The 23,048-nt window shown below is 71.1% G+C and carries 16 protein-coding genes; 10 read left to right on the top strand and 6 right to left on the bottom strand.

Features of this window, described 5'->3' with window-relative positions; translation table 11 throughout:
- Nucleotides 1-91: 91 nt before the first annotated feature.
- Complete coding sequence (locus OHB01_RS07070; RefSeq protein ID WP_147944139.1) at nt 92-724, bottom strand: NAD(P)-dependent oxidoreductase; 633 nt, start codon at nt 722-724, stop codon at nt 92-94.
- A 52-nt stretch (nt 725-776) separates the two neighbouring features.
- On the opposite strand from OHB01_RS07070, the gene OHB01_RS07065 reads away from it, so the two are divergent.
- Nucleotides 777-1,268, top strand: coding sequence for a MarR family winged helix-turn-helix transcriptional regulator (locus OHB01_RS07065; protein WP_142650597.1), 492 nt, complete (start codon nt 777-779; stop codon nt 1,266-1,268).
- Here OHB01_RS07065 and OHB01_RS07060 read toward each other — a convergent pair.
- The gene (locus tag OHB01_RS07060) at nt 1,265-2,455 is read right to left on the bottom strand and encodes an MFS transporter (RefSeq protein ID WP_328855113.1); all 1,191 of its coding nucleotides are present in this window, start codon (nt 2,453-2,455) and stop codon (nt 1,265-1,267) included. The two genes, OHB01_RS07065 and OHB01_RS07060, sit on opposite strands and share 4 nt — an antisense overlap.
- Before the next feature lie 755 nt (nt 2,456-3,210).
- On the opposite strand from OHB01_RS07060, the gene OHB01_RS07055 reads away from it, so the two are divergent.
- The 5 genes from OHB01_RS07055 to OHB01_RS07035 all read left to right on the top strand — a co-directional run bounded on the left by OHB01_RS07055 (nt 3,211) and on the right by OHB01_RS07035 (nt 12,571).
- Nucleotides 3,211-3,903 (top strand): phosphoribosylanthranilate isomerase, encoded by a 693-nt coding sequence (locus tag OHB01_RS07055; RefSeq protein WP_142650599.1) that lies wholly within the window; start codon nt 3,211-3,213, stop codon nt 3,901-3,903.
- Complete coding sequence (gene upp / locus OHB01_RS07050; protein WP_328855112.1) at nt 3,900-4,751, top strand: uracil phosphoribosyltransferase; 852 nt, start codon at nt 3,900-3,902, stop codon at nt 4,749-4,751. The genes OHB01_RS07055 and upp overlap by 4 nt, the downstream gene beginning before the upstream one ends.
- Before the next feature lie 349 nt (nt 4,752-5,100).
- Entirely contained in the window at nt 5,101-9,174 is a 4,074-nt protein-coding gene (locus OHB01_RS07045) for an amino acid adenylation domain-containing protein (RefSeq protein ID WP_328855111.1), read from the top strand.
- Nucleotides 9,175-9,183: 9 nt separating this feature from the next.
- Nucleotides 9,184-10,125 (top strand): pseudouridine-5'-phosphate glycosidase, encoded by a 942-nt coding sequence (locus OHB01_RS07040; RefSeq protein ID WP_147944136.1) that lies wholly within the window; start codon nt 9,184-9,186, stop codon nt 10,123-10,125.
- A 397-nt stretch (nt 10,126-10,522) separates the two neighbouring features.
- The gene (locus tag OHB01_RS07035) at nt 10,523-12,571 is read left to right on the top strand and encodes an adenylyl cyclase (protein WP_328855110.1); all 2,049 of its coding nucleotides are present in this window, start codon (nt 10,523-10,525) and stop codon (nt 12,569-12,571) included.
- A 119-nt stretch (nt 12,572-12,690) separates the two neighbouring features.
- Here the strand turns inward: OHB01_RS07035 and OHB01_RS07030 are convergent, their stop codons facing one another.
- Nucleotides 12,691-13,119, bottom strand: coding sequence for an SRPBCC family protein (locus OHB01_RS07030; protein WP_142650602.1), 429 nt, complete (start codon nt 13,117-13,119; stop codon nt 12,691-12,693).
- Nucleotides 13,120-13,214: 95 nt separating this feature from the next.
- Nucleotides 13,215-13,886 (bottom strand): class F sortase, encoded by a 672-nt coding sequence (locus tag OHB01_RS07025; protein WP_142650603.1) that lies wholly within the window; start codon nt 13,884-13,886, stop codon nt 13,215-13,217.
- Between the two features lie 276 nt (nt 13,887-14,162).
- Here OHB01_RS07025 and OHB01_RS07020 point away from each other — a divergent pair, with 276 nt between their 5' ends.
- Both OHB01_RS07020 and OHB01_RS07015 read left to right on the top strand, forming a co-directional pair.
- Complete coding sequence (locus OHB01_RS07020; protein ID WP_328855109.1) at nt 14,163-15,257, top strand: glycosyltransferase family 2 protein; 1,095 nt, start codon at nt 14,163-14,165, stop codon at nt 15,255-15,257.
- Between the two features lie 2 nt (nt 15,258-15,259).
- Complete coding sequence (locus OHB01_RS07015) at nt 15,260-15,424, top strand: hypothetical protein (RefSeq protein WP_168066353.1); 165 nt, start codon at nt 15,260-15,262, stop codon at nt 15,422-15,424.
- A 53-nt stretch (nt 15,425-15,477) separates the two neighbouring features.
- On the opposite strand, the gene OHB01_RS07010 is transcribed toward OHB01_RS07015, so the two are convergent.
- Nucleotides 15,478-16,941, bottom strand: a complete 1,464-nt coding sequence (locus OHB01_RS07010) for an MFS transporter (RefSeq protein WP_328855108.1) — start codon at nt 16,939-16,941, stop codon at nt 15,478-15,480.
- A gap of 152 nt (nt 16,942-17,093) precedes the next feature.
- Here OHB01_RS07010 and OHB01_RS07005 point away from each other — a divergent pair, with 152 nt between their 5' ends.
- Nucleotides 17,094-21,101, top strand: a complete 4,008-nt coding sequence (locus OHB01_RS07005; RefSeq protein WP_328855107.1) for a hydantoinase B/oxoprolinase family protein — start codon at nt 17,094-17,096, stop codon at nt 21,099-21,101.
- Nucleotides 21,102-21,341: 240 nt separating this feature from the next.
- Here the strand turns inward: OHB01_RS07005 and OHB01_RS07000 are convergent, their stop codons facing one another.
- A complete protein-coding gene (locus OHB01_RS07000; protein ID WP_142650606.1) occupies nt 21,342-21,821 on the bottom strand; it encodes a hypothetical protein in 480 nt (159 codons plus the stop codon).
- A 64-nt stretch (nt 21,822-21,885) separates the two neighbouring features.
- Between OHB01_RS07000 and OHB01_RS06995 the strand changes: the two genes are divergently transcribed.
- Nucleotides 21,886-22,941, top strand: coding sequence for a helix-turn-helix transcriptional regulator (locus OHB01_RS06995; protein ID WP_328855106.1), 1,056 nt, complete (start codon nt 21,886-21,888; stop codon nt 22,939-22,941).
- Nucleotides 22,942-23,048: the final 107 nt, after the last annotated feature.

The raw sequence follows: 23,048 nt of genomic DNA, 5'->3' as shown, positions 1-23,048 counted from the left end.
GCGAGAGCGTCTTCGAGGCCTCGGGGCGAGTGTGCGACGGTGAGACGGGGTCTCGTGGTCGGTGCGCGGCGGTGTGACCAGGGCCGCGAGGTCAGTACGCGACGGTGAAACGGGTCCGGTGGTGGCGTGGGTGTTCGGCCTCGTCCAGGAGCGCCACCGCGAGGTCCTCCATCGAGATGCGGGACTCGCCGTCGGCGTCGACCACCAGCTCGTCGGCGCCCAGCCGATAGTGGCCGGTCCTCTCACCGGGGAGGAGCAGGTCGGCCGGGCTCAGGTAGGCCCAGTCGGCGGTGGTGTCGGCCCGGCAGGCCGCGAGCTGGTCGACGCACGCCGACGCGATCGGCAGCAGGAAGGACGGATAGCCCTCCCGGTCCATGAGGCGACCGCCGCCCTCGATGGTCAGGCTGCCCGCGCCTCCGACGAGCAGCAGGCGCGCGCCGGTCTTGGCGCACGCCGAGAGCAGGGTGGTGGCGACCGTGACGAGCTGGTGCTCCTCGCCGGGGGCCGGGCAGGTCGCGGTGATCACCAGGTCCTGTCCGGTGGTCAGCGCGATGGCGTCGTGCAGGTCGGTCGCGTCGCCGACCCGGGTACGCGCCTCTCCGGGCAGCCCGGCGAGCCGCACCGGGTTGCGGGCCGCCGCGGTCACCTCGTGTCCGCGGGACACGGCCTCGGCGACGACGCGCCTGCCCACGTTCCCGGTCGCCCCGAAGACTGTGATGCGCATGCCGCTACTTCCTCTCGATCTCGCGGGTGCCGCGGGCGGTACCCTGTGCGGTGTGCCGGATCATGTGGACCACGTCCTGCAGCAGTGGGCCGATGCCCGCCCTGACCTGGACGTTTCCCCGATGGCGGTCTTCGGCCGGCTGTCGCGGCTGACGCAGCTCGTCAACACCGAGCTGCGCCGTACGTTCGCCGGACACGACCTGGACCCCTCGTCGTTCGACGTCCTGGCCACCCTGCGCCGCGGCGGCCGGCAGACCCCGGCGGAGCTGATGCGCTCGGCCATGGTCACCTCGGGGGCGGTCACCCAGCGTCTCGACCGGCTGGAGGCGCGGGGCCTGGTGAGGCGTACGCCCAGTGACGTGGACGGCCGCGGTGTCCACGTGGACCTGACCGACGCCGGCCGCGAACTGATCGACCGGGCGCTGCCCGACCACGTGGACACCGAACGCCGCCTGCTCGCCGGGCTCACCTCCGCCCAGCGGGAGAACCTGGCCGAGATCCTCAGGCAACTGCTGATGTCGCTGGGCGACGAGAGAGCCTCCTAGACCCGCTTGGTGCCGGACACCACCAGCGAGGTCAGGACCACGAGCGCCGCCGCGACCCACAGCACGCCGGTCACGGCGACCACCCCGACGATGAGGCTGGCGAACAGCGCTCCCAGCGCGATCGCCAGGTTGAACATGCAGGTGTTGAGCCCGGTGGCGGCCTCGACGCCCTGCGGCGCGGCCTTGATGATCCAGGTCTGCACGCTGACCGGCAGGCCGCCGAACGCGAAGCCCCACGCGATCAGCAGGATCGACCCGGTGACCGCGTTGCCGCCGATGAGGGGGAACGCCGCCAGGATGACCGCGAGCGCGACGCTGACCACGACGATCGTGCCGCGGACGTTGCGGCCCGCCCACGCGCCGGCGATGAGGTTCCCGGCCATCCCGGCCACGCCGTACGCCAGCAGCAGCGGGCCGATGAACGCGGCGCCGACGCCGGAGACGTCCTGGAGGATCGGGCTGACGAACGTGAAGGCGCCGTAGTGGCCGGACACCAGCAGGAAGGTGGCGACGACGCCGACCCGGACGGCGGGCACGCGCAGCTGCTCGGCCAGGGTGCGCAGCCGTACGGGCTCGGTCGCGGGCATCCGCGGCAGCAGCACGCCCAGCGCGATGACCAGCAGCAGAGCGACGGCGGCGACCGCGCCGAACGCGACGCGCCAGCCGGTGAGCTCGCCGACGAGCGTGCCGGCGGGGACGCCGATGACGTTGGCGGCCATGGCGCCGAAGAAGATCAGTGAGGTGGCCCTGGCGACGTGCGCCTCGGGGACCAGCCGCACGCCGAGGCCCGCGGCGAGCGCCCAGAACCCGCCGATGCTGACGCCCACGAACAGCCGGGCCACCATCAGCACGGCGTACGTGGGAGTCACGGCGGACACGACGTTGGCCACCAGCGCCAGCAGGATCAGGCCGAGCAGGACCACCCGCCGGTCGAGCCCGCGGATCGCCACGGGGAGCAGCGGCGCGGTGACGGCGGCGACCAGGCCCGACACGGTCACCATCAGGCCGACTTCGCCGTCGGAGACGTTCAGGCCGCCGCCGATGGCCGTGAGCAGGCCCATCGGCAGGTTCTCGACCGTCACCACCAGGAAGGTCCCCAGCGCGACGGCGATCACCGCGAGCCAGTTCTTGATGGGGACGCGATCCGGTTTGCCGGTCCCGGCGGAGACGGACTCGATGACTGTCATCTGGTTCCTCCTGTGCGCGTGGGCCCGGTCCGGGCAGGCGAAAGCGAACGTCGTGCGTCGGTTGCGTCGAGCGGTGGTGCCGATCGGCCCCGGCGACCGTGGACCAGTCGTGGATCAGTGGCAGGCAAATCGCTTAGCACTAAGAGACTTTACCTTAGCGCTAAGCGATTGGCCAGACGTGCGGCCTGCCGGGTCTGAGACGTGCAGGCCGCCGGGTGGTGCCCGAGTGGCATCCGGGCGGCGACCCGAGCGGTGTGGACGGGCGCGAGATCCGGCGATGGCGGTGCCCGAAGGTGGGGGAACCGTGCCGGCGAATCGTCCGGGAAATCGGTTGCTCGTGGTGCATTCTCACCACCGCCGTTTCTCGCGTGCGCCCGTCGGGGCATTCCGAAACGGAGGCTAGTTCCGCGTTTCCTGCCGGGTCAACGAGAGTCGTACGCGACTCGGGACGCGTCGTTTCTTTGTAGGGGTGGTAAGGGGTTGCGGCCCGTCTCTGTCGTGCTCTGCATGATGGACACCCGAAAAGTCCAGAGGTGTCCCGGATCGTCCTGACGTGCTGTGGGGCCGCTAGGGGTTGTGGGGAAAGCCCGCCGCGGCGAATTCTGAATGAGCCTCGCAGGCCGGAGTTATTCGCGCCGTAGCGAATTCCATCTCGTAGGGCCGCACTGTCGCGGGCTGCTCAATGCCATTGTTCGTGGCCGTTTGCAATTCGTTTCCGACCGAGGCCGCTCAGGCCGGTTCGAAAGGCGGGCAACATGCAGGGACTGATTCAGGTGGCGGGTGTCATCGACCAGGCCGAGGCGGACCTGATCCGCGAGGAGGGCGCGGACTGGCTCGGCTTCGCGTTGCGGCTGCCGGCGAAGAACGAGGACCTGACCGAGGAGGAGGCCGCGGCGATCGTCAAGGAGATCCAGCCCGAGCACCGGGGCGTCGTGATCACCTACCTGACCGACGCCGAGGAGATCAAGACCTTCTGCGCGGAGCTCGGCGTCACCGCGATCCAGTTGCACGGCGACGTCACGGGCGAGGAACTGCGGAAGCTGCGGCGCATCGCCCCCGAGCTGTTCGTGCTCAAGAGCCTCGTGGTCAAGAACGACAACCTCGACGAGCTGGCGGGGATCGTGGACGAGGCGGCCGAGTGGGTCGACATGTTCATCACCGACACCTTCAACCCGGCGACCGGTGCCAAGGGCGCCACCGGCCTGCTGCACGACTGGTCGATCAGCGCGGAGCTGGTCCGGATCTCGCCGAAGCCGCTGATGCTCGCCGGCGGGCTCAACCCGGACAACGTCGCCGCCGCGATCACCGAGGTCCGTCCGGCCGCGGTCGACGCGCACACCGGCCTTGAGGACCCGGTGACCCGCCGCAAGGACCGGCTCAAGGTGCGCAAGTTCGTCCAGGAGGCCCGCCGGGCGTTCGCCGCCCTGGAGGCGGGTGAGAAGGCATGACCATCACGGCGACGCAGGCGCCCGGCCCGGTGAGCAGCACCGTGGACGACACCTCGAACGGTGCGGTGGGCAGCACCGGGAACGGCGCGGTGAGCGGCACCGGGGGCAGCACCGCGAACGGCGCGGTGAGCGGCACCGCGAACGGCGCGGTGAGCGGCACCGTGGGCAGCACCGCGAATGGCCCCCTCACCGGCACCGTGCACGAGAACGTGCACCTGCTGCCGCAGACCAGGCAGCTGCGGGCGCTGCACACCGTCATCCGTGACCGGCACGCCGCCCTGGACCGTTTCGTCACCACCTCGGGCCGGATCATCCGCCAGCTCATCGAGACGGCCCTCGACCTCCTGCCGTACGAGCCGCTGGACGTGCAGACCCCGGTGGGGCGCACGTACCACGGCCTGCGGCCGGCCCGGCCGATCTGCGGGGTGCCCGTCGTGCGGGCCGGGGAGAGCATGGAGCACGAGCTGCGCGTGATGTCGCCGGGCGTGCGGATCGGCAAGATTCTGATCCAGCGCGACAAGGTGACGAAGCTGCCGCGGCTGTACTACTCCGCGCTGCCCGCGGACATCGACCGGCACAGCGTGCTGCTGCTGGACCCGATGCTCGCCACCGGCGGGACGGCGCTGGCCGCCGTCCAGGTGCTGCTCGACCACGGGGTCGCGGAAGACGACATCGTCTTCGTCGCCCTGCTGGCGGCGCCGGAGGGCATCGCCGCCGTCCACGCGCGCCACCCGAACCTGCGGATCGTGACCTCGGCCATCGAGGAACGGCTGAACGAGAACGCCTACATGATCCCCGGCATCGGCGACTTCGGCGACCGCTACTTCGGCACGGACGTCCCACGCTGACCTCCGCCCCTCCCGTCGGGGAGGGGCGCACGTCCCGCCGGCCCGGCGGCAGACCCGACCGGCCTGCGGCGCACCCCAGCAGCCCAGGCCGGTCACCCCCGCCGTGCAAGCCAAGTCGGCGCACCCCAGGCCGGCGCACTCCCAGGCCGGTCGCCCAGCCGCACAACCCTGGTCGGCGCACCCCAGACCGGTCACTCAGCCGCACAACCCAGGGTGGCGCACTCCCAGGCCGGTCACCCAGCGACACAGCCCAGACCGGTCACCCCGTGGGGCAGCGCGGGAGACGGGTGACGGCGCGGAGGGCCGCGGTCTCTCAGTAATCCTTGTCCGCCCATCGCAGGGGGAGGAAATGATCACCACTCCAGCCGTTGAAGCGAGACGGGAACCACCGGAGGACGCCTGTCTTCCGGATCTGCTCGACGCTCAGGCCCGGTTGCGTCCGGGCGCCGTCGCGGTCGTCTGCGGAGAGCGGCGGCTGACCTTCCGCGAGCTCGCGGAGGGCGGCGCGGCTCTCGGCGGGCACCTGCGGGAGCTCGGTGTGGAGCTCGACGAATGCGTGGGGCTGTTCGTCGAGCCGTCGATCGACCTGATGGTCGGCGTCTGGGGAATCCTGCGGGCCGGCGGCGCCTATCTGCCGCTGTCCCCCGAATATCCCGAAGAGCGCCTCCGCTACATGATCGAGGACGCCGGCGTGCGGGTCGTCGTCACACAGGACGAGCTCGTGGACCGGCTGTCCGAGCTCGCGCCCCCGGGGACGCGGATCGTCACCCTGAAGGACGCGGAGACATCGGGACACGCCCGTCACCCGGGCCTGCGCCCGGGCAACCTGGCGTACGTCATCTACACCTCCGGCAGCACCGGCAAGCCGAAGGGCGTGATGATCGAGCACCGCAGCATCGTCAGCCAGATGCGGTGGCTGCGCGCCGCGTACGGGATCGACCAGACCAAGGTCATCGTGCAGAAGACGCCGATGAGCTTCGACGCGGCACAGTGGGAGATCCTCGCGCCGGTCTGCGGCTCCCTGGTCGTCGTGGGCCCGCCCGGGGTCTACCGGGACGCCGAGCGGCTGATCGACGTGATCAGGAGGCACGACGTCACCACGTTGCAGTGCGTCCCGACGCTGCTGACGGCGCTGCTCGACACCGAGGAGCTGCAGAGCTGCACCTCGCTCACGCAGGTCTTCACCGGAGGCGAGGTGCTGTCGAAGGGGCTGGCGACGACCTTCCTCGACACCATGCCCGGGTGTGCCCTGGTCAACCTGTACGGCCCCACCGAGTGCACGATCAACTCGTCGTCGTATGTCGTCGACCCGGCGGCCGTCGGCGAGGGCCCGAACGCGATCTCGATCGGCGCGCCGGTCGATCACACCGACTATCACATCCTCGATCCGGCCGGGGCGCCGGTGGCCGTCGGCGAGATCGGCGAGCTGTTCATCGGAGGCGTCCAGGTCGCCCGCGGCTACCTGCACCGGCCCGAGCTGACCGCCGAGCGGTTCGTGGACAACCCGCTCGGCGAGGGCAAGGTGTTCAGGACCGGCGACCTCGCGTACTGGAACGCCGACGGCACCGTCCAGTTCGTCGGCCGCGCGGACAACCAGGTCAAGCTGCGCGGATTCCGGGTCGAGCTGGACGAGATCAAGCTCGCCATCGAGACCCACGACTGGGTCAAGCACGCCGCGGTCATCGTCAAGAACGATCCGCGCACCGGCTTCCAGAACCTGATCGCCTGCGTCGAGCTGAACCCCAAGGAAGCGGCGCTGATGGACCAGGGCAACCACGGCGCCCACCACCAGTCCAAGGAGAGCCGGCTCCAGGTCAAGGCGCAGCTGTCCAATCCCGGGCTCAGGGACGCCGCGGAGCTCGACGGCAGGCCGGTGATCGACCTGCCGGGCAAGCAGGCGACCGCGCGGCAACGCGCGCTGGCGTTCGCGCGCAAGACCTACCGGTTCTACGAGGGCGGCGAAGTCGGCCGGGGCGACATCCTGAAGCTGCTGGCCAGGAGGCCCGAGGGCGCGCGGTCCCGCGGCCTCGACACCGTCGGCCTCGACACCCTGGGCGAGATCCTGCGTTACTTCGGCCAGCACCACAGCGAGGAACGCCTGCTGCCGAAGTACGCGTACGCCTCGCCGGGCGCGCTGTACGCGACCCAGCTCTACCTGGAGATCGACGGGATCGGCGACCTCCGGCCCGGCTTCTATTACCACCACCCGGTGGACCACCGGCTCGTGCTGATCGCGCCTGCCGCCGGGGGAGCGCGACCGCGCGTGAAGCTGCACTTCGTCGGCAAGAAGCGGGCGATCGAGCCGGTCTACAAGAACAACATCCGCGAGGTGCTGGAGATCGAGACCGGCCACATGGTCGGCCTGTTCGAGGAGGTGCTGCCGGAGTACGGCCTGGACATCAGGCCCCTGGAGTACGCCCCGGCCACGATCGACCACCTCGACTGCGCCGCCGAGGACTACTACCTCGGCACGTTCGAGCTGGTGCCGTACGGCGGGCCGCGCCGGGACGAGGTCGACCTCTACGTCCAGGCGCATCCCGGGAAGATCGCCGACCTGCGGGCGGGTCAGTACGCCTACGAGAACGGGCGGCTGCGGCTCATCTCCGACGAGCTCATCCTGAAGAAGCAGGTCATCGCGATCAACCAGGCGGTGTACGACCGGTCGAGCCTCGGCATCTCGGTGATCAGCAGGAACAGCGAGGAGTGGCTGCACTACATCGACCTGGGGCGCACGCTGCAACGGCTGTCGATGAACGACGTGAACCTCGGGTTCATGTCGTCCGGATACAGCTCCAAGTCGGGCTTCGACCTGCCGTCCGCGCGCCGGATCGACGACATCCTCCGCTCCAACGGCCGGCCCACCGGCCCGTCGTACTTCTTCATCGGCGGCCGGGTGAGCGACGAGCAGCGGCTGAGCGAGGGGATGAAGGAGGACTCGGTCCACATGAAGGGACCGGCGGAGATGATCAGGGACGACCTGATCAACTTCCTGCCGGACTACATGATCCCCAACAAGGTCGTCGTGCTCGACCGGCTGCCGTTCACGGCCAACGGGAAGATCGACGTCAGGGCGCTGGCCGAGTCCGCGGCGACGGACGTGGACAACGCCGACCGGCCGTACGTCGCGCCGCGGACCATCACCGAGCGCCGCATCGCCGAGCTGTGGAAGAAGGCGATGAAGCGGGAGACCGTCTCGGTGGAGGACGACTTCTTCGCCTCGGGCGGCAACTCGCTCATCGCCGTCGGGCTGATCAACAAGATCAACCGGGAGTTCTGCGGCTCGCTGCCCCTCCAGGTGCTGTTCGAGTGCCCCACGATCGAAAAGCTCGCCCGGCGGCTCGACGGCACCGGCGCGGAGGCGTGCTCCCGGCTCGTGCCGCTGCAGCGGGAGGGCTCCGAGCGGCCCATCTACTGCTGGCCCGGCCTCGGCGGCTACACGATGAACCTGCGCACGCTGGCCGCCAGGATGGGCACCGCCCAGCCCTTCTACGGGATCCAGGCGTACGGGATCAACCCCGAGGAGGTGCCGTACGCGACCATCGGCGAGATGGCGGCCGAGGACGTCAAGGCCATCCGCCGGCTCCAGCCGTCCGGGCCTTACACGCTGTGGGGCTACTCGTTCGGCGCGCGGGTCGCGTTCGAGGCCGCCTACCAGCTCGAACAGGCCGGCGAGCGGGTGGAGCACCTGTTCCTGATCGCGCCCGGCTCGCCGAAGGTCCACACGGCGGGCACGGCCGAGCACGAGCGCGAGGCCGGCTTCGGCAACAAGGCGTACGTCACGATCCTGTTCTCGGTCTTCGCCGGCACGATCACCGGGCCGCTGCTGGAACGCTGCCTGGCCGAGGCCGTGGACGAGGAGAGCTTCGCCGCCTTCATCCACCGCAACTTCCCCGACCTCGACATCGACCTCGTACGCCGGATCATGCGGGTGGTGGGCGAGACCTTCGAGTTCAGCTACACCTTCCGCGAGCTGGCCCGGCGGCGGATCGACGCGCCGATCACCATCTTCAAGGCCAGGGGCGACGACTACTCGTTCCTGGAGAACAGCAACGGCTACTCGGCGGCGCCTCCGGTCGTCGTCGACCTGGAAGCCGACCACTACGGCCTGCTCAAGGAACCGGACATCGACGAGCTGGTCGAAGCCATCAGGGATCGTCTCGGGACGCACAGTAAGGAGATCGTCATGCCGCACGTCAGCATCAAGCACTTCCCCGTCCCCCTCACCGAGCAGCAGCACTCCGACCTGGTCGCCGCGGTGACCAAGGCGATGACGAGCGCCTTCGGCTGCGAGGAGGGCTCGGTGTCGATCATTCTGGAGCCGGTCGCGAAGGAGCTGTGGGACGAGAAGGTCTACATCCCCGAGATCCTCAACCAGAAGCACAAGCTGAACAAGCTGCCGAACTACGGCCCGGCCGCGAACTGAGAGGCGACGATGACCCGCGAGCATGGGCGCGTCCCGCTGGTGTTCAGCGAGGAGGTCGCGGACGCACTCGCAGAAAGACGCCCGGTGGTGGCGCTGGAGTCGAACGTCATCACCCACGGCCTGGCCTACCCGGACAACGCCGCGACCGCACGCAAGGTCGAGGACGCCGTCCGCGCGGGCGGCTCGGTCCCGGCCACGATCTGCGTCGAAGGCGGGCGGATCAAGGTCGGCATGACCGACGAGGACGTCGAGCGGTTCGCCTCGACGCCCGGCATCCCCAAGGTCAGCAGCCGGGACCTGCCGGTGATCCTGGCCCAGGGCGGGCTCGGCGCGCTGACCGTGGCCAGCTCGGTGGTGGCGGCCGAGCTGGCCGGCATCCCGTTCTTCTCGTCGGCCGGCATCGGCGGCGTGCACCGGGGTGCGGAGAAGACGATGGACATCTCCTCCGACCTCATCCAGTTCACCCGGTCGAAGGTGGCCGTCGTCTGCGCCGGGGCCAAGAGCATCCTCGACCTCAACCTGACGATGGAGTTCCTGGAGACCCACTGCGTGCCGGTGGTGTCGTACCGGTCGGACGACTTCCCCGCGTTCTACTGCGTCTCCAGCGGCATCCGCAGTCCGCAGCGGCTGGACGACGAACGGGTGATCGCACGGGCGGTGGAGAACCACTGGGCGCTGGGCAACCACAGCTCGTTCCTGATCACGACGCCGGTGCGGGAGGAGGACGCGATCGACGCCTCCGAGGTGGACGCCGCCATCGCCGGCGCGATGGCCGCCGCCGAGCGGGACGGCGTACGCGGCAACGCGATCACGAAATATCTGATGCGTGCCGTGGACGCGGCCACCGAGGGCCGGTCGTCGCGGGCGAACATGGCCGTGCTCGTCAGCACGGCCGAGGTCGGCGGCCGTCTGGCCGCGGCGCACGCGCGGTATCTCGCGGAGATCGCCTGATCCGGGGAAAGCCCGATCAGGGACCGTCTGATCGGGGACCGCCTGATCAGAGATCGCCCGACCAGAGACCGCTTCATCCGAGATCGCCTGGTCCGAGCGCGGAACCGCCCCGGAGCCCGTCCGCTCCGGGGCGGTTCCGCATGCCGAAGGACAAATCCCGCGGAAAATCAAGGGATAGCGTCGGGACCGTTCCGCGCGGTACAAACGTGCCACACATTTTTCGGGCCTTGAATCAAGAAGGTCTCGTGAGAGAGCGCTCTCTCGGCTGCGGCACGCAGCGGAAAGGACGAACCGTATGACGACCCAGACTCATGACTCTGGGACTCCCGGCGCCGATAGTCCCACAAGGCGGCGTTCCGGCCGCCGCCTCATCGGCCGGGCGTTCACGTTCGGTCTCGTGCTGACGACCGCCGTCGTGACGGCGGGAGCGACGGCCGCCGCCGCCGCACCGGACCACGGCCCCGCCGCACCGGACCACGGCCCCGGCGCCCCCGCCGTCCCGGGTGGTCCCGGTGGTCCCGGTGGTCCCGGCGGCCCCGGGGGCCCCGGGGGCCCCGGGGGCCCGGGTGGCCCCGGCGATCACGGAGGAGTGCCCGACCTCGGGCCCGGCGTCACCGTCTTCGACCCGAGCATGCCGGTCGACCAGATCCAGGCGACCCTCGACGCGGCGCACGCGGCGCAGGTCGACAACGAGATGGGCACCGAGCGGCACGCCTACCTCTTCAAGCCCGGCACGTACGGCACCGCCGAGCATCCGCTGCAGATCAAGGTCGGCTACTACACCGAGATCGCCGGTCTCGGCGCCTCGCCCACCGACGTCGTCATCAACGGCAAGGTCGAGGTCTACAACCGCTGCCTGGAGAACAACGGCACCGGCAACTGCCTCGCGCTCGTCAACTTCTGGCGCACGCTGTCGAACCTGTCGATCGACATCAACGCCGCGGGTCAGGACGGCTGCCGCCAGTCGGCGAACTTCTGGGCCGTCTCCCAGGCGGTCTCCATGCGCCGCCTCAACGTCACCGGCGGCACCCTGTCGCTGATGGACTACTGCACCGCCGGCCCGCAGTACGCCAGCGGCGGCTTCATCGCCGACTCCCGCCTGCCGTCCGTCACCAACGGTTCCCAGCAGCAGTGGCTGACCCGCAACACCGAGGTCGCCGGGTGGTCCAACGCGGTGTGGAACCAGGTCTTCTCGGGCGTCGTCGGCGCGCCGGACGAGTCGGGCTTCCCCGACCCGCCCTACACCACGCTGGAGAACACCCCCGTCAGCCGTGAGAAGCCCTACCTGTTCACCGACGCGCAGGGCAGGCTCAACGTCCGCGTGCCCGCCGCCAGGAAGAACACGCGCGGCATCTCGTGGGCGGACGGCATGACGCCGGGCCGTACGGTGCCGCTGTCGGACTTCTACGTCGCGAAGCCGTCCGACTCGGTGCAGGCGATCAACAGCCAGCTCGCGCGCGGCAAGAACCTGCTGCTCACGCCCGGCGTGTACGACATCGCGAAGAGCATCGAGGTCAAGCGCCCCGACACCGTGGTCCTCGGCCTCGGGCACGCCACCCTCACCGCCTCGCACGGCGCGACCGCGCTCGACATCGCCGACGTTCCCGGCGTGATCGTCGCGGGCGTCACCGTCGACGCGGGTCTGCAGAAGTCCCCCGTCTTGCTGCGGGTGGGCAAGGAGCACGGCGGGCCGGCTGGCGCTGGGCCTGGTGGTGGGCCTGGTGGCGGTGGACCCGCTGGTGGGCCTGCTGGTGGGCCCGCTGGTGGACCCACGGGTGGTGGGCCCGCGGGTGGTGGGCCCGGTGGCGGCCACGGGAGCTCGCCGGACAACCCGACGACCCTGTCCGACGTGTACTTCCGGGTCGGCGGCCCGCACGTCGGCAAGACCGAGACCGCTCTCGAGGTCAACAGCGACAACGTGCTCATCGACCACACCTGGGTGTGGCGCGGCGACCACGGCGTCGAGGGCTTCACCGACACGCAGCGCTGGAACACCAACATCGGCCGCTACGGCGTCGTCGTCAACGGCGACCACGTGACGGCGACCGGCCTGTTCGTCGAGCACTTCCAGCGCTACAACACCGTCTGGAACGGCGAGGACGGCACGACGATCCTCTACCAGAACGAGCTGCCGTACGACCCGCCGACGCAGGCCGACTGGATGAACGGATCCGTGGAGGGCTACGCCGGCTACAAGGTCGGCGACCGCGTGAAGAGGCACAACCTCTACGGCGCGGGCGTCTACGTCTTCAACCAGAACAACCCGGAGATCCACACCGAGAACGGCTTCGAGGTGCCGCAGACCCCGGGCGTGAAGCTGCACCACATCATGACGGTCAACCTCAGCGCCGGGACGATCGACCACGTCGTCAACGGCGTCGGCGACGCGGCCGACACGACCAAGGTCGGCGCGCCGGTGTTCGTCACGGACTACCCGGCCCCGTAGTCACCCGCGTGGGCCGGAGCCCGGGGTCACGTCCCCGGACCCCGGCCCACCGCTCACTCGCTCACCAGGACCCGCGGTGATGAGTCCTTCAGCTTCTCGCGGGCCTGGACGCGCTTGCCTCACACGCCCGCGCCGGACTCGCAGCGTCGTTTGAGGCTCTCCGCCTCCGTGCGTACGAACCTTCGGGTGCGGCCGCCGGCCAGCAGGCTCACCAGCGGCGACAGCGGTCCTGACTGGTCGATCCCGAGCCGGACCGACACCCCGTTCTCGCGGGGCGTGAGCACGTGCGTCCCGACCGTGGTCACGCCCCCGCCGGTCGCCTGCCAGGTGAAGGAGGCGCCGTCGGTGAACTCGGTCACCTGCCAGACCATCGGGGGAAGCCCCGGCTGTTTGATCCGGAACCGGCCGCCGATGCCGAGCGGGCCGTCGCCGAGGGGCTCGATCGCGGTCATGGTGGGGGTGAACTCGGGCCATCGGGTGACGTCCGTCATGACCCGCCAGACCCGCTCCGCTGCGGCGTCGATGTCGACGCCGGTCTCGAACCGCATGCCCGCCACTTCCTCTCATCCCGATGCCGATCGGCCCGGCGGCTCTGCGAAGGCCGCGGACACCCTCATGATGCTGCAGGGGTCCCTGCGGCTGATCAACGGGGGAGGGCGGCGCCGCCCAGGTCCCGGCCGGCGACGAGGTGGGCGTAGACGATGACGTTGTCGCGGTAGTGGCCGCCGGCCGTGTCGAACGCGCCGCCACAGGTGATGAGGCGCAGGCCGGGGAACTTCACCATTCCGTAGACCCTGCGGGTGGGGAAGCGGTCCTTCGGCACGCTCTCCAGGGAATCCACCTCGAAGATCGCCTGGGTGCGGTCCTTCCTGGAGATCCTCACCGTGTCGCCCGGCCGCAGGTCTCCGAGCCGGAAGAAGACGCCAGGTCCCTTCTTCGAGTCGACGTGACCGGCGATGACCGCGGGGCCGGGTGACCCGGGCGAGGGGCCGAGGCGGTACCACCCCGCCTCGTCGACCCTGTCGAGAGGCGGGACCTCCAGCGTCCCGTCCGGATTCTTGCCCAGCGTCATCAGCGTGGTCCGTACCCCGATCTTCGGAATCTCCAGCATGACCGGGGGCGACGACGCGAGGGCGTGCGCGGTGGCCTTCGGATGCGCCCGAGGGGTGGAGACGCTGACGGGAGGGCTGGGCGGCGTCGCCTGACGGTCGCCGGAACGCCCGGCGGCCACCGTGACGGCCACCGGGACTGCCACCGTGACGGCGACTGCGACTGCGGACAGGCCCAGGAGGACGGCGACAGCAGCCCTGCCCATTTCATCACCGTTTCCATACTGAGACCTTCCGGGACATCATATGTCGCTTTCATGACAAGCAGGCACTCCCGTCACGCGTGTAACCTTCTGGAAGTTGTTGCCTAAATATGGCTGTTTGCGGTGATCTGGACGGTTTGAGTGGTTCAGTCGGAAAATTTGACCGGGCCGCCGGAGATCGGGCGCGGCCACGTCCCCGATGCCGGGCATTCCGGACCCGCGGCCACGCCGGTTCGTCCGAGCATCCTCGCCGCGGCCCGTGGGGGCCGGCGCCGGGCCGTGAAGGGCGCCGACGGCAAGCGGGACCTTCCTGAGGTCGACCCCTCGCGCATGCACGTCACCGTGCTGGTCCCGGCGCACGACGAAGAGGACCAGATCGCCGAAACGATCACGTCCCTGCACGGCCAGCGGCGCAGGCCCAACCGCGTCATCGTGATCGCGGACAACTGCACCGACAGGACCGCGGACATCGCACGCGCGCACGGCGCCGAGGTGATCGAGACGGTCGGCAACCGCCACAAGAAGGCGGGCGCGCTCAACCAGGTGCTCAAGGCTCTGCTGCCCGAGATGGGGTCTCGGCATGCCGTACTGGTCATGGACGCGGACTCGGCGCTCGACCCCGGTTTCATCGAGCACGCCGTCCTCCGCCTGGCCACCGGCGAACTGGCCGCGGTGGGGGGCACCTTCACCGGCAAGCCGGGCGGCGGCCTGGTGGGCATGTTCCAGCGCAACGAGTACGCGCGCTACGCCCGCGACGTGCGACGGTTGCGGGGAAAGGCGCTGGTGCTCACCGGGACGGCGACGCTGTTTCGCGCGCTCGCGCTCAAGGAGGTCGTCAGGGCCCGCCGCAGTGGTCGTCTCCCCGGTCGCGACCAGGTGTACGACGTGCGCGTGCTGACCGAGGACAACGAGCTCACCCTGGCGCTGCTGCACCTGGACTTCCGCATCCTGTGCCCTGCGGAGTGCACGCTCTCGACCGAGGTCATGGAGACCTGGAGGGACCTGTTCAAGCAGCGGCTGCGGTGGAAGCGAGGGGCGCTGGAGAACCTCACCGACTACGGCTGGACGCGGATCACGTTGCCCTACTGGGGGCGCCAGCTCCTGTCGTTGATCGGAATCATCGTGATCTTCGCGTACCTGGGCGCCACGGCCTGGTCGATCGCGGTCACGGGCGCACTCGCCTTACATCCGCTCTGGGTGGCGGTCACGGGCGTCTTCATGGTCGAGCGGGTCGTGACCGTGCGGAGCAGGGGCGGCGTACAGATGGCTCTCGCCGCCCTGCTCGTCGTCGAAATGATCTTCGATGTCTTCTTGCAGATCGCACAGGCGAAAGCCTTCTGGGACGCCGCATGGCGTCGGGAAAGGAAATGGTGATTATGTACAACAACCCACCCATCGGGGGCGTTGCGGCGGGCTTCGGCGGCGCGGCGCTGACCGCCCCGTTCATGGGCTGGAACGCGCTCTGGATCGCCCTGGGCCTGTTCACGCTGGCCTCCGCCGCGGTGGCGGTCAAGCGGGTCATCCCGAAGCGGGAGGCCTGATCGCGGGAGGGAAGCCCTCTCGCCGTCGGGGCGAGAGGGACTTCCGGGCCGGATCAGGGCCGGACGCGCTCGCGCCGCTCGTCGTCACCCTCCTTCGCGGCCGCCCGGCCCCGGCGCAGGACGGCGATCGCCGCCGCGACGGCGGGCACCAGGATGGCCGCCGCCGCGACATTGACCGCCTGGAAGCCGCCCGCGGCGAGGATCGGCCCGGCCAGCGCGGCCGCGGCGGCGCCCGCGTAGTTCATCCCGGCGTCCGTGGCGCCCTGCAACGGCACCCGTACGTCGTCCGCGGCGGTGCCGGCGAGCAGCGCGGACGCGGAGATCAACGAGACAGACCAGCCCAGCCCGAGCACGATCAGCGCGAGCGCGGTGAGCGTGCTGCCCTCCCCGGCGGAGGCGGCCACGAAGCCGAGCGTGACGGCGGCCACGAGCAGCAGCATCCCGCCGCACGCCGTGCGTACCGCGCCGATCCGGTCGGCCAGCCAGCCGAAGACCGGGCTCAGGGCGTACATGCCGAGCACGTGCAGGCTGATCACCACGCCCACGAGCTGCAGTGACATGCCGTGGTGCTGCATGTGCAGCGGCGTCATCACCATGACCATGACCATCATCGCGTGCGCCACCGCGATGAGCACGACCGCGAACCGCGCCGCCGGGTCGGCCGCAGCCCAGCGCAGCGCCGCCACCGCGCCCACCGCCCGGGCACTCGTGACCGCCTCACCGGAGGCCGGGCCAGAGGACGGCGCGGCCGGGGCGGCCTGCCCGGAGGCCGGTGCCGGGGCGGTGGAGGAGGGTGCCGCAGGACTCGATGCCGATGTGGCTTGCCCGGAGGCTGATGTGGCAGGTGCGGACGGCGCGGCCGGGGTGGCCTGCCCGGAGCCCGGTGAGGCTTGCCCGGAGCCCGGTGCTGACGGGGTGGAGGACGGCGCGGTGGGTCGGCGGAGGAACACGGTCACCACCGCGCCCGCGAGGGCGAAGGACACGATCGAGAACACGTACGGCCCGGCCAGGCCGGGCAGCCCGAGCCACCGGCCGAACCGGTCGGCCACCTCGCTGAGGTTGGGGCCGGCCACGGACCCGATCGTGGTCGCCCAGATGACGATCGACATCGTCCTGGCCCGGTTGCCGGGCGCCGCGCCGTCCGCCGCGGCGTACCGGGACTGCAGGTTGACCGCCTGCCCGACGCCGAACAGCGCCAGCCCGGCCAGCAGCACGGCGAGCTGCGCGACGACGGCGGCGGTGACGATCAGCGCGCCGCCGAGCACGGCGATGGCATACCCCAGGGTGAGCGAACGGCGCCGTCCGCGCCGGGCCGCGACGCCGGCCAGCGGCACCGCGGCGACCGCCGCGCCGAGCACGCTCGCGGCCTGGCCGAGCCCCGCGACGGACGTGCCGCCGAGCCGTTCAAGGAGCAGCCCGCCGACCGCGATGCCGGAGGCGACCGCGACGCCGCCGAGGAGGTTGCCGGTGACGAGGGCGCCGATGCCCCTGCTGCGTTCCCCACTTGGCACGGACACCACCGCCGAGATCACCTTCCCCTGAAGCCGGTCCGGGTGATCCGGAAAACGGCACTCGATCATATGTCCGGCATGTGGAGATCCGTCGCCCTATTTATGTCTGGGCATGCGCCCTCGATGCACGGGGATGTACGCGTGCGGAGGGGGATCCGATGTCCGGAGATCGGTGGCGGTTCTGGGTGGACCGCGGCGGGACGTTCACCGACGTCGTCGCCCGGCGCCCGGACGGACGGCTGGTGACGCGCAAGCTCCTGTCGGAGAACCCGGCGCGCTACTCCGACGCGGCGGTGGCGGGCATCCGCGCCCTGCTGGACGTCCCCGAGGGGGAGCCGATCCCGGTCGAGTGGATCGAGTCGGTGCGGATGGGCACCACGGTCGCCACCAACGCCCTGCTGGAACGCCGCGGCGAGCGTACGGCGCTGGTCATCACCAAGGGGTTCGGCGACGCGCTGCGCATCGGCTACCAGAACCGCCCGCACATCTTCGAGCGGCGGATCGTGCTGCCGGAGATGCTGTACGAGCACGTGGCCGATGTGGACGAGCGGATCACCGCCGACGGCACGGTGCTCCGCCCGCCCGACCTCGACGCGCTCGCGCCGGAGCTGCGTCGGCTGCGCGAGGAGGGCGTCCAGGCGGTCGCGGTGGTCTGCCTGCACAGCCACCTCCACCCGGCGCACGAACGCGCGATCGGGAGCCTGGCCAGGCGAACGGGCTTCGCCCAGGTGTCCTGCTCCAGCGAGGTCAGCCCGCTGATGAAGCTGGTGCCGCGCGGCGACACCGCCGTAATCGACGCCTATCTGTCTCCCGTCCTGCGCCGATATGTCGAGTCGGTGGCCCGCCAACTGCCCGGCGTACGGCTGATGTTCATGCAGTCGAACGGCGGGCTGGCCGAGGCCGGGCACTTCCGCGGCAAGGACGCCATCCTGTCCGGCCCGGCCGGGGGCGTCGTGGGCATGGCGGGCATGTCCCGGCTTGCCGGGTTCGACAAGGTCATCGGCTTCGACATGGGCGGCACCTCGACCGACGTGTCCCACTACGCGGGCGCGTACGAGCGGGTCGTCCAGACCCAGGTGGCCGGCGTACGGCTGTCCGCGCCGATGATCGCCATTCACACGGTGGCGGCGGGCGGCGGGTCGGTCCTGCGGTTCGACGGCGGGCGCTACCGGGTCGGCCCCGACTCGGCGGGGGCCGACCCCGGCCCGGCCTGCTACCGCAACGGCGGCCCGCTGTGCCTCACCGACGCCAACGTGATGCTCGGCCGCATCCAGCCCGGCCACTTCCCCGAGGTCTTCGGCCCGGACGGCGACCTGCCGCTGGACGTGGACGAGGTGCGGCGGCGGTTCGCGGAGACGGCCGCCGACATCCGCGACCGCACCGGAGACGAGCGCGATCCCGAGCAGGTCGCGGAGGGCTATCTGCGGGTCGCGGTCGCGAACATCGCCAACGCCATCAAGCAGATCTCCGTGCGGAAGGGCCGTGACGTCACCGAATATGCCCTCACGACGTTCGGCGGCGCCGGAGGGCAGCACGCCTGCGCGGTCGCCGACGCGCTCGGCATCCGCACCGTGCTGGTGCCGCCGATGGCGGGCGTGCTGTCCGCCCTGGGCATCGGGCTGGCCGACACGACCGTGCTGCGGGAGCAGTCGGTCGAGGCCCGGCTCGACCCCGCCACGACGCGGCGCCTGACCGGGCTCGCCGGCACCCTGGAGGCGGCGGCCCGCCGCGAGCTGTCAGATGAGGGGGTGCCGGACGAGCGCATCCGGGTGAGCCGGCGGGTGCGGCTGCGCTACGACGGCACCGACACGCCGCTGCAGGTGGACCTGGCCGAGACGGACGCGATGGTGGCCGCGTTCGAGGCCGCCCACCTGCGGACCTACTCCTTCCTCATGGACCGGCCGCTGGTGGCGGAGGCGGTCTCCGTCGAGGCGGTGGGCCTGGCCGAGCGGCCCGATCTTTCGGTCCTCGCCGAGAGATCGGACGCCGGGGCGCCCGAGGCGGTCCGGATGTACACCGGCGGCGCGTGGCGCGAGGTGCCGCTCTACCGGAGGGAACGGCTGCGCCCCGGCGACGCGGTCACCGGCCCGGCCATCGTGGCCGAGGCCGACGCGACCACCGTCGTCGACGACGGCTGGCGGGCAGGCGTGACGCCGTACGGGCACCTGCTTGTGGAACGGGAGCGGGCCCGCCCCCGGGCCGCGGGCGTGGGCACCGCGGCCGACCCCGTGATGCTGGAGGTGTTCAACAACCTCTTCATGTCCGTCGCCGAGCAGATGGGCGCGCGGCTGGAGGCCACCGCGCAGTCGGTGAACATCCGGGAGCGGCTCGACTTCTCCTGCGCGCTGTTCGACGCGGGCGGCGATCTCGTCGCCAACGCGCCGCACATCCCGGTGCACCTCGGGTCGATGGGCGCGAGCGTCAAGGAGGTGATCCGCCGCCGGGGCGACGGGATCCGGCCCGGCGACGTGTACGCGATCAACGACCCCTACCACGGCGGCACCCACCTGCCGGACATCACGGTCGTCACCCCCGTCTTCGACGACGCGGGCCGGGAGATCCTGTTCTTCGTGGCCTCCCGCGGCCACCACGCGGAGATCGGCGGGCTGACGCCCGGCTCGATGCCCGCCATGAGCAGGACCCTCCACGAGGAGGGCGTGCTGTTCGACTGCCGCCTGCTGGCCGACCGTGGCGGCCTGCGCGAGCAGGAGACGAGGCGGCTGCTCACCGAGGGGCCGCACCCGTCCAGGGACCCCGCGACCAACCTGGCCGACCTGCGCGCGCAGATCGCCGCGAACGCCAAGGGTGTCGAGGAGGTCGGCGCGATGATCGGCCACTTCGGCCTCGACGTCGTGCGGGCCTACATGCGGCACGTGCAGGACAACGCCGAGAGCTCGGTCCGCGCGGTCATCGACGCCCTCAGCGAGGGGAGCTACCGCTATGAGACGGACTCCGGAGCCGTGATCGCGGTGCGCGTCTCGGTGGACCACGCCCGCCGCACCGCGACGATCGACTTCACCGGCACCTCGCCCCAGCTCGACACCAACCTCAACGCGCCGTCCGCCGTGGTCACCGCCGCCGTGCTGTACGTCTTCCGCACCCTGGTGGCCGACGAGATCCCGCTCAACGACGGCTGCCTGCGGCCCCTGCGGATCGTCGTGCCCGAGGGGTCGATGCTGGCCCCCACGTACCCGGCGGCCGTGGTCGCGGGCAACGTCGAGACCTCGCAAGCGATCACCGGCGCGATCTACGCCGCGCTGGGCGTCCAGGCCGAGGGGTCGGGGACGATGAACAACGTCAGCTTCGGCGACGAACGGCGTCAGTATTACGAGACCGTCGCCTCGGGGTCCGGGGCGGGAGACGGGTTCGACGGGGCGTCGGTGGTGCAGACCCACATGACGAACTCCCGGCTGACCGACCCCGAGGTGCTGGAATGGCGGTTCCCGGTGCTGCTGGAGGAGTTCGCCGTACGGCACGGCAGCGGCGGCGCGGGACGGTGGCGCGGCGGCGACGGGGCCGTGCGCCGCATCCGGTTCCGCGAGCCGATGACGGTCAGCGTGCTGTCCAGCCACCGTCGTGTGCCGCCGTACGGCATGGCCGGCGGCGCGCCCGGCGCGCTGGGCGTCAACCGGGTGCGGCGCGCGGACGGAGACGTGGTCCACCTGGCGGGATGCGACTCGATCCGGGTCGAGCCGGGTGACGTGCTGGAGATCGAGACCCCCGGCGGCGGCGGATACGGCCCCCCGGACGGCGGCCCCTCGGACGGTGACCCCCGGACGGTGACCCCTCGGACGGCGGCCCGTCCTGACCGGGCCCTGTGCTCGACCGCGCCTCCTCAACGGGCCCCTGAACGGCCCTTGAACGGCTCCTCAGCGGGCCCTGCACGGAAACTCTCGACGGAGCTCTCGACGGGCGGCCCGGTAGGGGACTCGGTGGGCGGCCCGGCGGGTGGGCTCGGCCGGCGGACTCGGTGGGGGACTCGGCGGGCTCCGCCCTCCTCGGCCTTCGCGGCGAGGAGGGCGGGCTTCCAGCGGTTTCGCCGTTACCACACCGGGCGGCTTTGTTTTTTGGCGATGAGCCGCGGGGTTTTCGCACCTGACACGGCAGGCGCTTGCTCAGGAGTCTCTCACCCCGCCCTCAAGACCGGGTGCAAGACGACTCCCTGATCGCGCCAAGAAAGCGCCGGTCACAGCCTCGATCACAGGGCCGGTCACAGGGCCGGTCACAGCGCCGAGCAGACTGTGCCGTTCGGGCGGAAGACCGCGGGGAGCGCCAGGGCTCTTCGCCTCGATCACTCCCGGGGTCGAAAGGGGGACCGGTTCGTGGAGCAGGCCCCGACGATCACCCGAGGTGATCTCCCGGTCAAGCGCCCGGGGCGTCGCCCCTGATCGGCACGCGTGGTCGTTTCATCGGTGGTCTCCCGTCGTGCCCTCGGGCAGCGTGTCGGCGAGGTACGCGGCGAGGTCGGGCCGGTCGGGGGCGAGCACGTGCCGCACCCACGCGTCGCGTTCGTGCAGGATCGGTGGCAGCTCCCAGACGCAGCCGATGAGCGGGCGTTCCAGCCGGACGAAGTGGGTGGGGTCCCGGTCGGGGCAGCCCAGCACGGGCTGACCGGCCACCGCGATGCCGCAGTGCAGGGCGTTGTCCCAGGCCCAGGTGTAGGTGTTGATGTAGGCCCCGTCGTCCCCGCCCCTGTGGAGGACGACGAAGGCGGCCGGGGGCGTGCCGTCCGGCTCCGGCAGCAGCTCGGGCAGGACGGCGTAGGCCGCCTTCTCGACCTCGGGGGCGATGCCGTCCGGGTCGGCGGTGACGTGGTAGCGCTTGACGTGATAGCCGCTCACCTCGATCGGGGGCGGCACGAAGAGCAGTTTCTCCGTGAAGGCCATGCCGGGAACGGTAGGTCCGCTTCACTGACACCCTTCGTCAGTGGAGTCGTGCGATGGTGAGGGCGTGCGTGCGTCCCGGCTGCTGTCGATCCTCCTGCTGTTGCAGTCGCGTGGCCGGATGACGGCCCGGCAGCTCGCCGACGAGCTGGAGGTCAGCGTCCGCACGATCTACCGCGACGTCGAGTCGCTGCACGCCGCAGGCATCCCCCTGTACGGCGAGGCCGGGCACGAGGGCGGCTACCGGCTGATGGACGGCTTCCGCACCCGGCTCACCGGCTTGACCGAGCGGGAGGCCGCGGCGCTGTTCCTGGCCGGGCTGCCGGGACCGGCCGCCGACCTCGGTCTCGGCGCGCTGCTGGCCGCCGCGGAGCTGAAGATCGAGGCCGCGCTTCCCGCCGGGCTGCGGGAGGAGGCGCGGCGGGTGCGGGAGCACTTCCTCCTCGACGCGCCCGGCTGGTACTACGACGGCGACCGGTCGCCGTACCTGCCGGAGGTCGCCGAGGCCGTCTGGAACACCCGGGTCGTCCACGTCCGCTACCGCCGCTGGGCGGAGCCCTGCGAGGTCGAGCGGAGGCTGGAGCCGTACGGGCTGGTCCTGAAGGCGGGGAAGTGGTACCTCGTGGCGCGGTGCGACGGTGCGCTGCGCACCTACCGGGTCGGCCAGATCCTCGCCCTCACCGTGACCGACGAGACGTTCGAGCGCCCGGACGGCTTCGACCTGGAGCGGCACTGGCGTGAGCATCTGGCCGGCTTCCGGTCACGGCTGCTGCGCGGGCAGGCGGTGATCCGGCTGTCGCCGCAGGGGCGGGAGCGGCTCGGGGAGGTCATGAGCTCGGTCGTCGCCGGGGCGGTGGACGAGACGGCGGGCCCGCCGGACGAGCGGGGCTGGGTCACCGCCACGGTGCCCGTCGAGTCGGTGACGCACGCGCGCACGGAGTTCCTGAAACTCGGGGCCGAGGTGGAGGTCCTGGAGCCGGCCGAGCTGCGGCGCGAGATGGCGGTGACCGCGCACGCGCTCGCGGCCCTCTACCCGCCGACCCCGCCGCCTGCGGAGCCGCCGCCTGCAGAGCCGCCGCCTGCAGAGCCGCCGCCGACGGAGCCGTCTTCGCGTCTGTCGTAGCGGGCGTCAATGAAAAATCGGCTCGCAATTCCGGCGAATCCGATAAAAGGTGATACCAACTTGATGGGCACCCTGACGGCGTGCGGTCCGAGTTCTATCCTTGACGG

It is taken from the genome of Microbispora hainanensis (assembly GCF_036186745.1).
In the GTDB taxonomy this organism is placed as follows: Bacteria; Actinomycetota; Actinomycetes; order Streptosporangiales; family Streptosporangiaceae; genus Microbispora.
Note: the sequence above shows the minus strand (reverse complement) of the source record. Positions and strands in the feature narration are given on the sequence as shown.

What these genes read in the sequence shown, in the direction of transcription:
- OHB01_RS07045 (WP_328855111.1), top strand. Translation starts at nt 5,101, where the DNA reads ATGATCACCACTCCAGCCGTTGAAGCGAGACGGGAACCACCGGAGGAC.
- OHB01_RS07040 (WP_147944136.1), top strand. Translation starts at nt 9,184, where the DNA reads ATGACCCGCGAGCATGGGCGCGTCCCGCTGGTGTTCAGCGAGGAGGTC.
- OHB01_RS07070 (WP_147944139.1), bottom strand. Translation starts at nt 724, where the DNA reads ATGCGCATCACAGTCTTCGGGGCGACCGGGAACGTGGGCAGGCGCGTC.
- OHB01_RS07025 (WP_142650603.1), bottom strand. Translation starts at nt 13,886, where the DNA reads ATGGGCAGGGCTGCTGTCGCCGTCCTCCTGGGCCTGTCCGCAGTCGCA.
- OHB01_RS07060 (WP_328855113.1), bottom strand. Translation starts at nt 2,455, where the DNA reads ATGACAGTCATCGAGTCCGTCTCCGCCGGGACCGGCAAACCGGATCGC.
- OHB01_RS07005 (WP_328855107.1), top strand. Translation starts at nt 17,094, where the DNA reads ATGTCCGGAGATCGGTGGCGGTTCTGGGTGGACCGCGGCGGGACGTTC.
- OHB01_RS07030 (WP_142650602.1), bottom strand. Translation starts at nt 13,119, where the DNA reads ATGCGGTTCGAGACCGGCGTCGACATCGACGCCGCAGCGGAGCGGGTC.
- OHB01_RS07000 (WP_142650606.1), bottom strand. Translation starts at nt 21,821, where the DNA reads ATGGCCTTCACGGAGAAACTGCTCTTCGTGCCGCCCCCGATCGAGGTG.
- OHB01_RS07055 (WP_142650599.1), top strand. Translation starts at nt 3,211, where the DNA reads ATGCAGGGACTGATTCAGGTGGCGGGTGTCATCGACCAGGCCGAGGCG.
- OHB01_RS07015 (WP_168066353.1), top strand. Translation starts at nt 15,260, where the DNA reads ATGTACAACAACCCACCCATCGGGGGCGTTGCGGCGGGCTTCGGCGGC.
- upp (WP_328855112.1), top strand. Translation starts at nt 3,900, where the DNA reads ATGACCATCACGGCGACGCAGGCGCCCGGCCCGGTGAGCAGCACCGTG.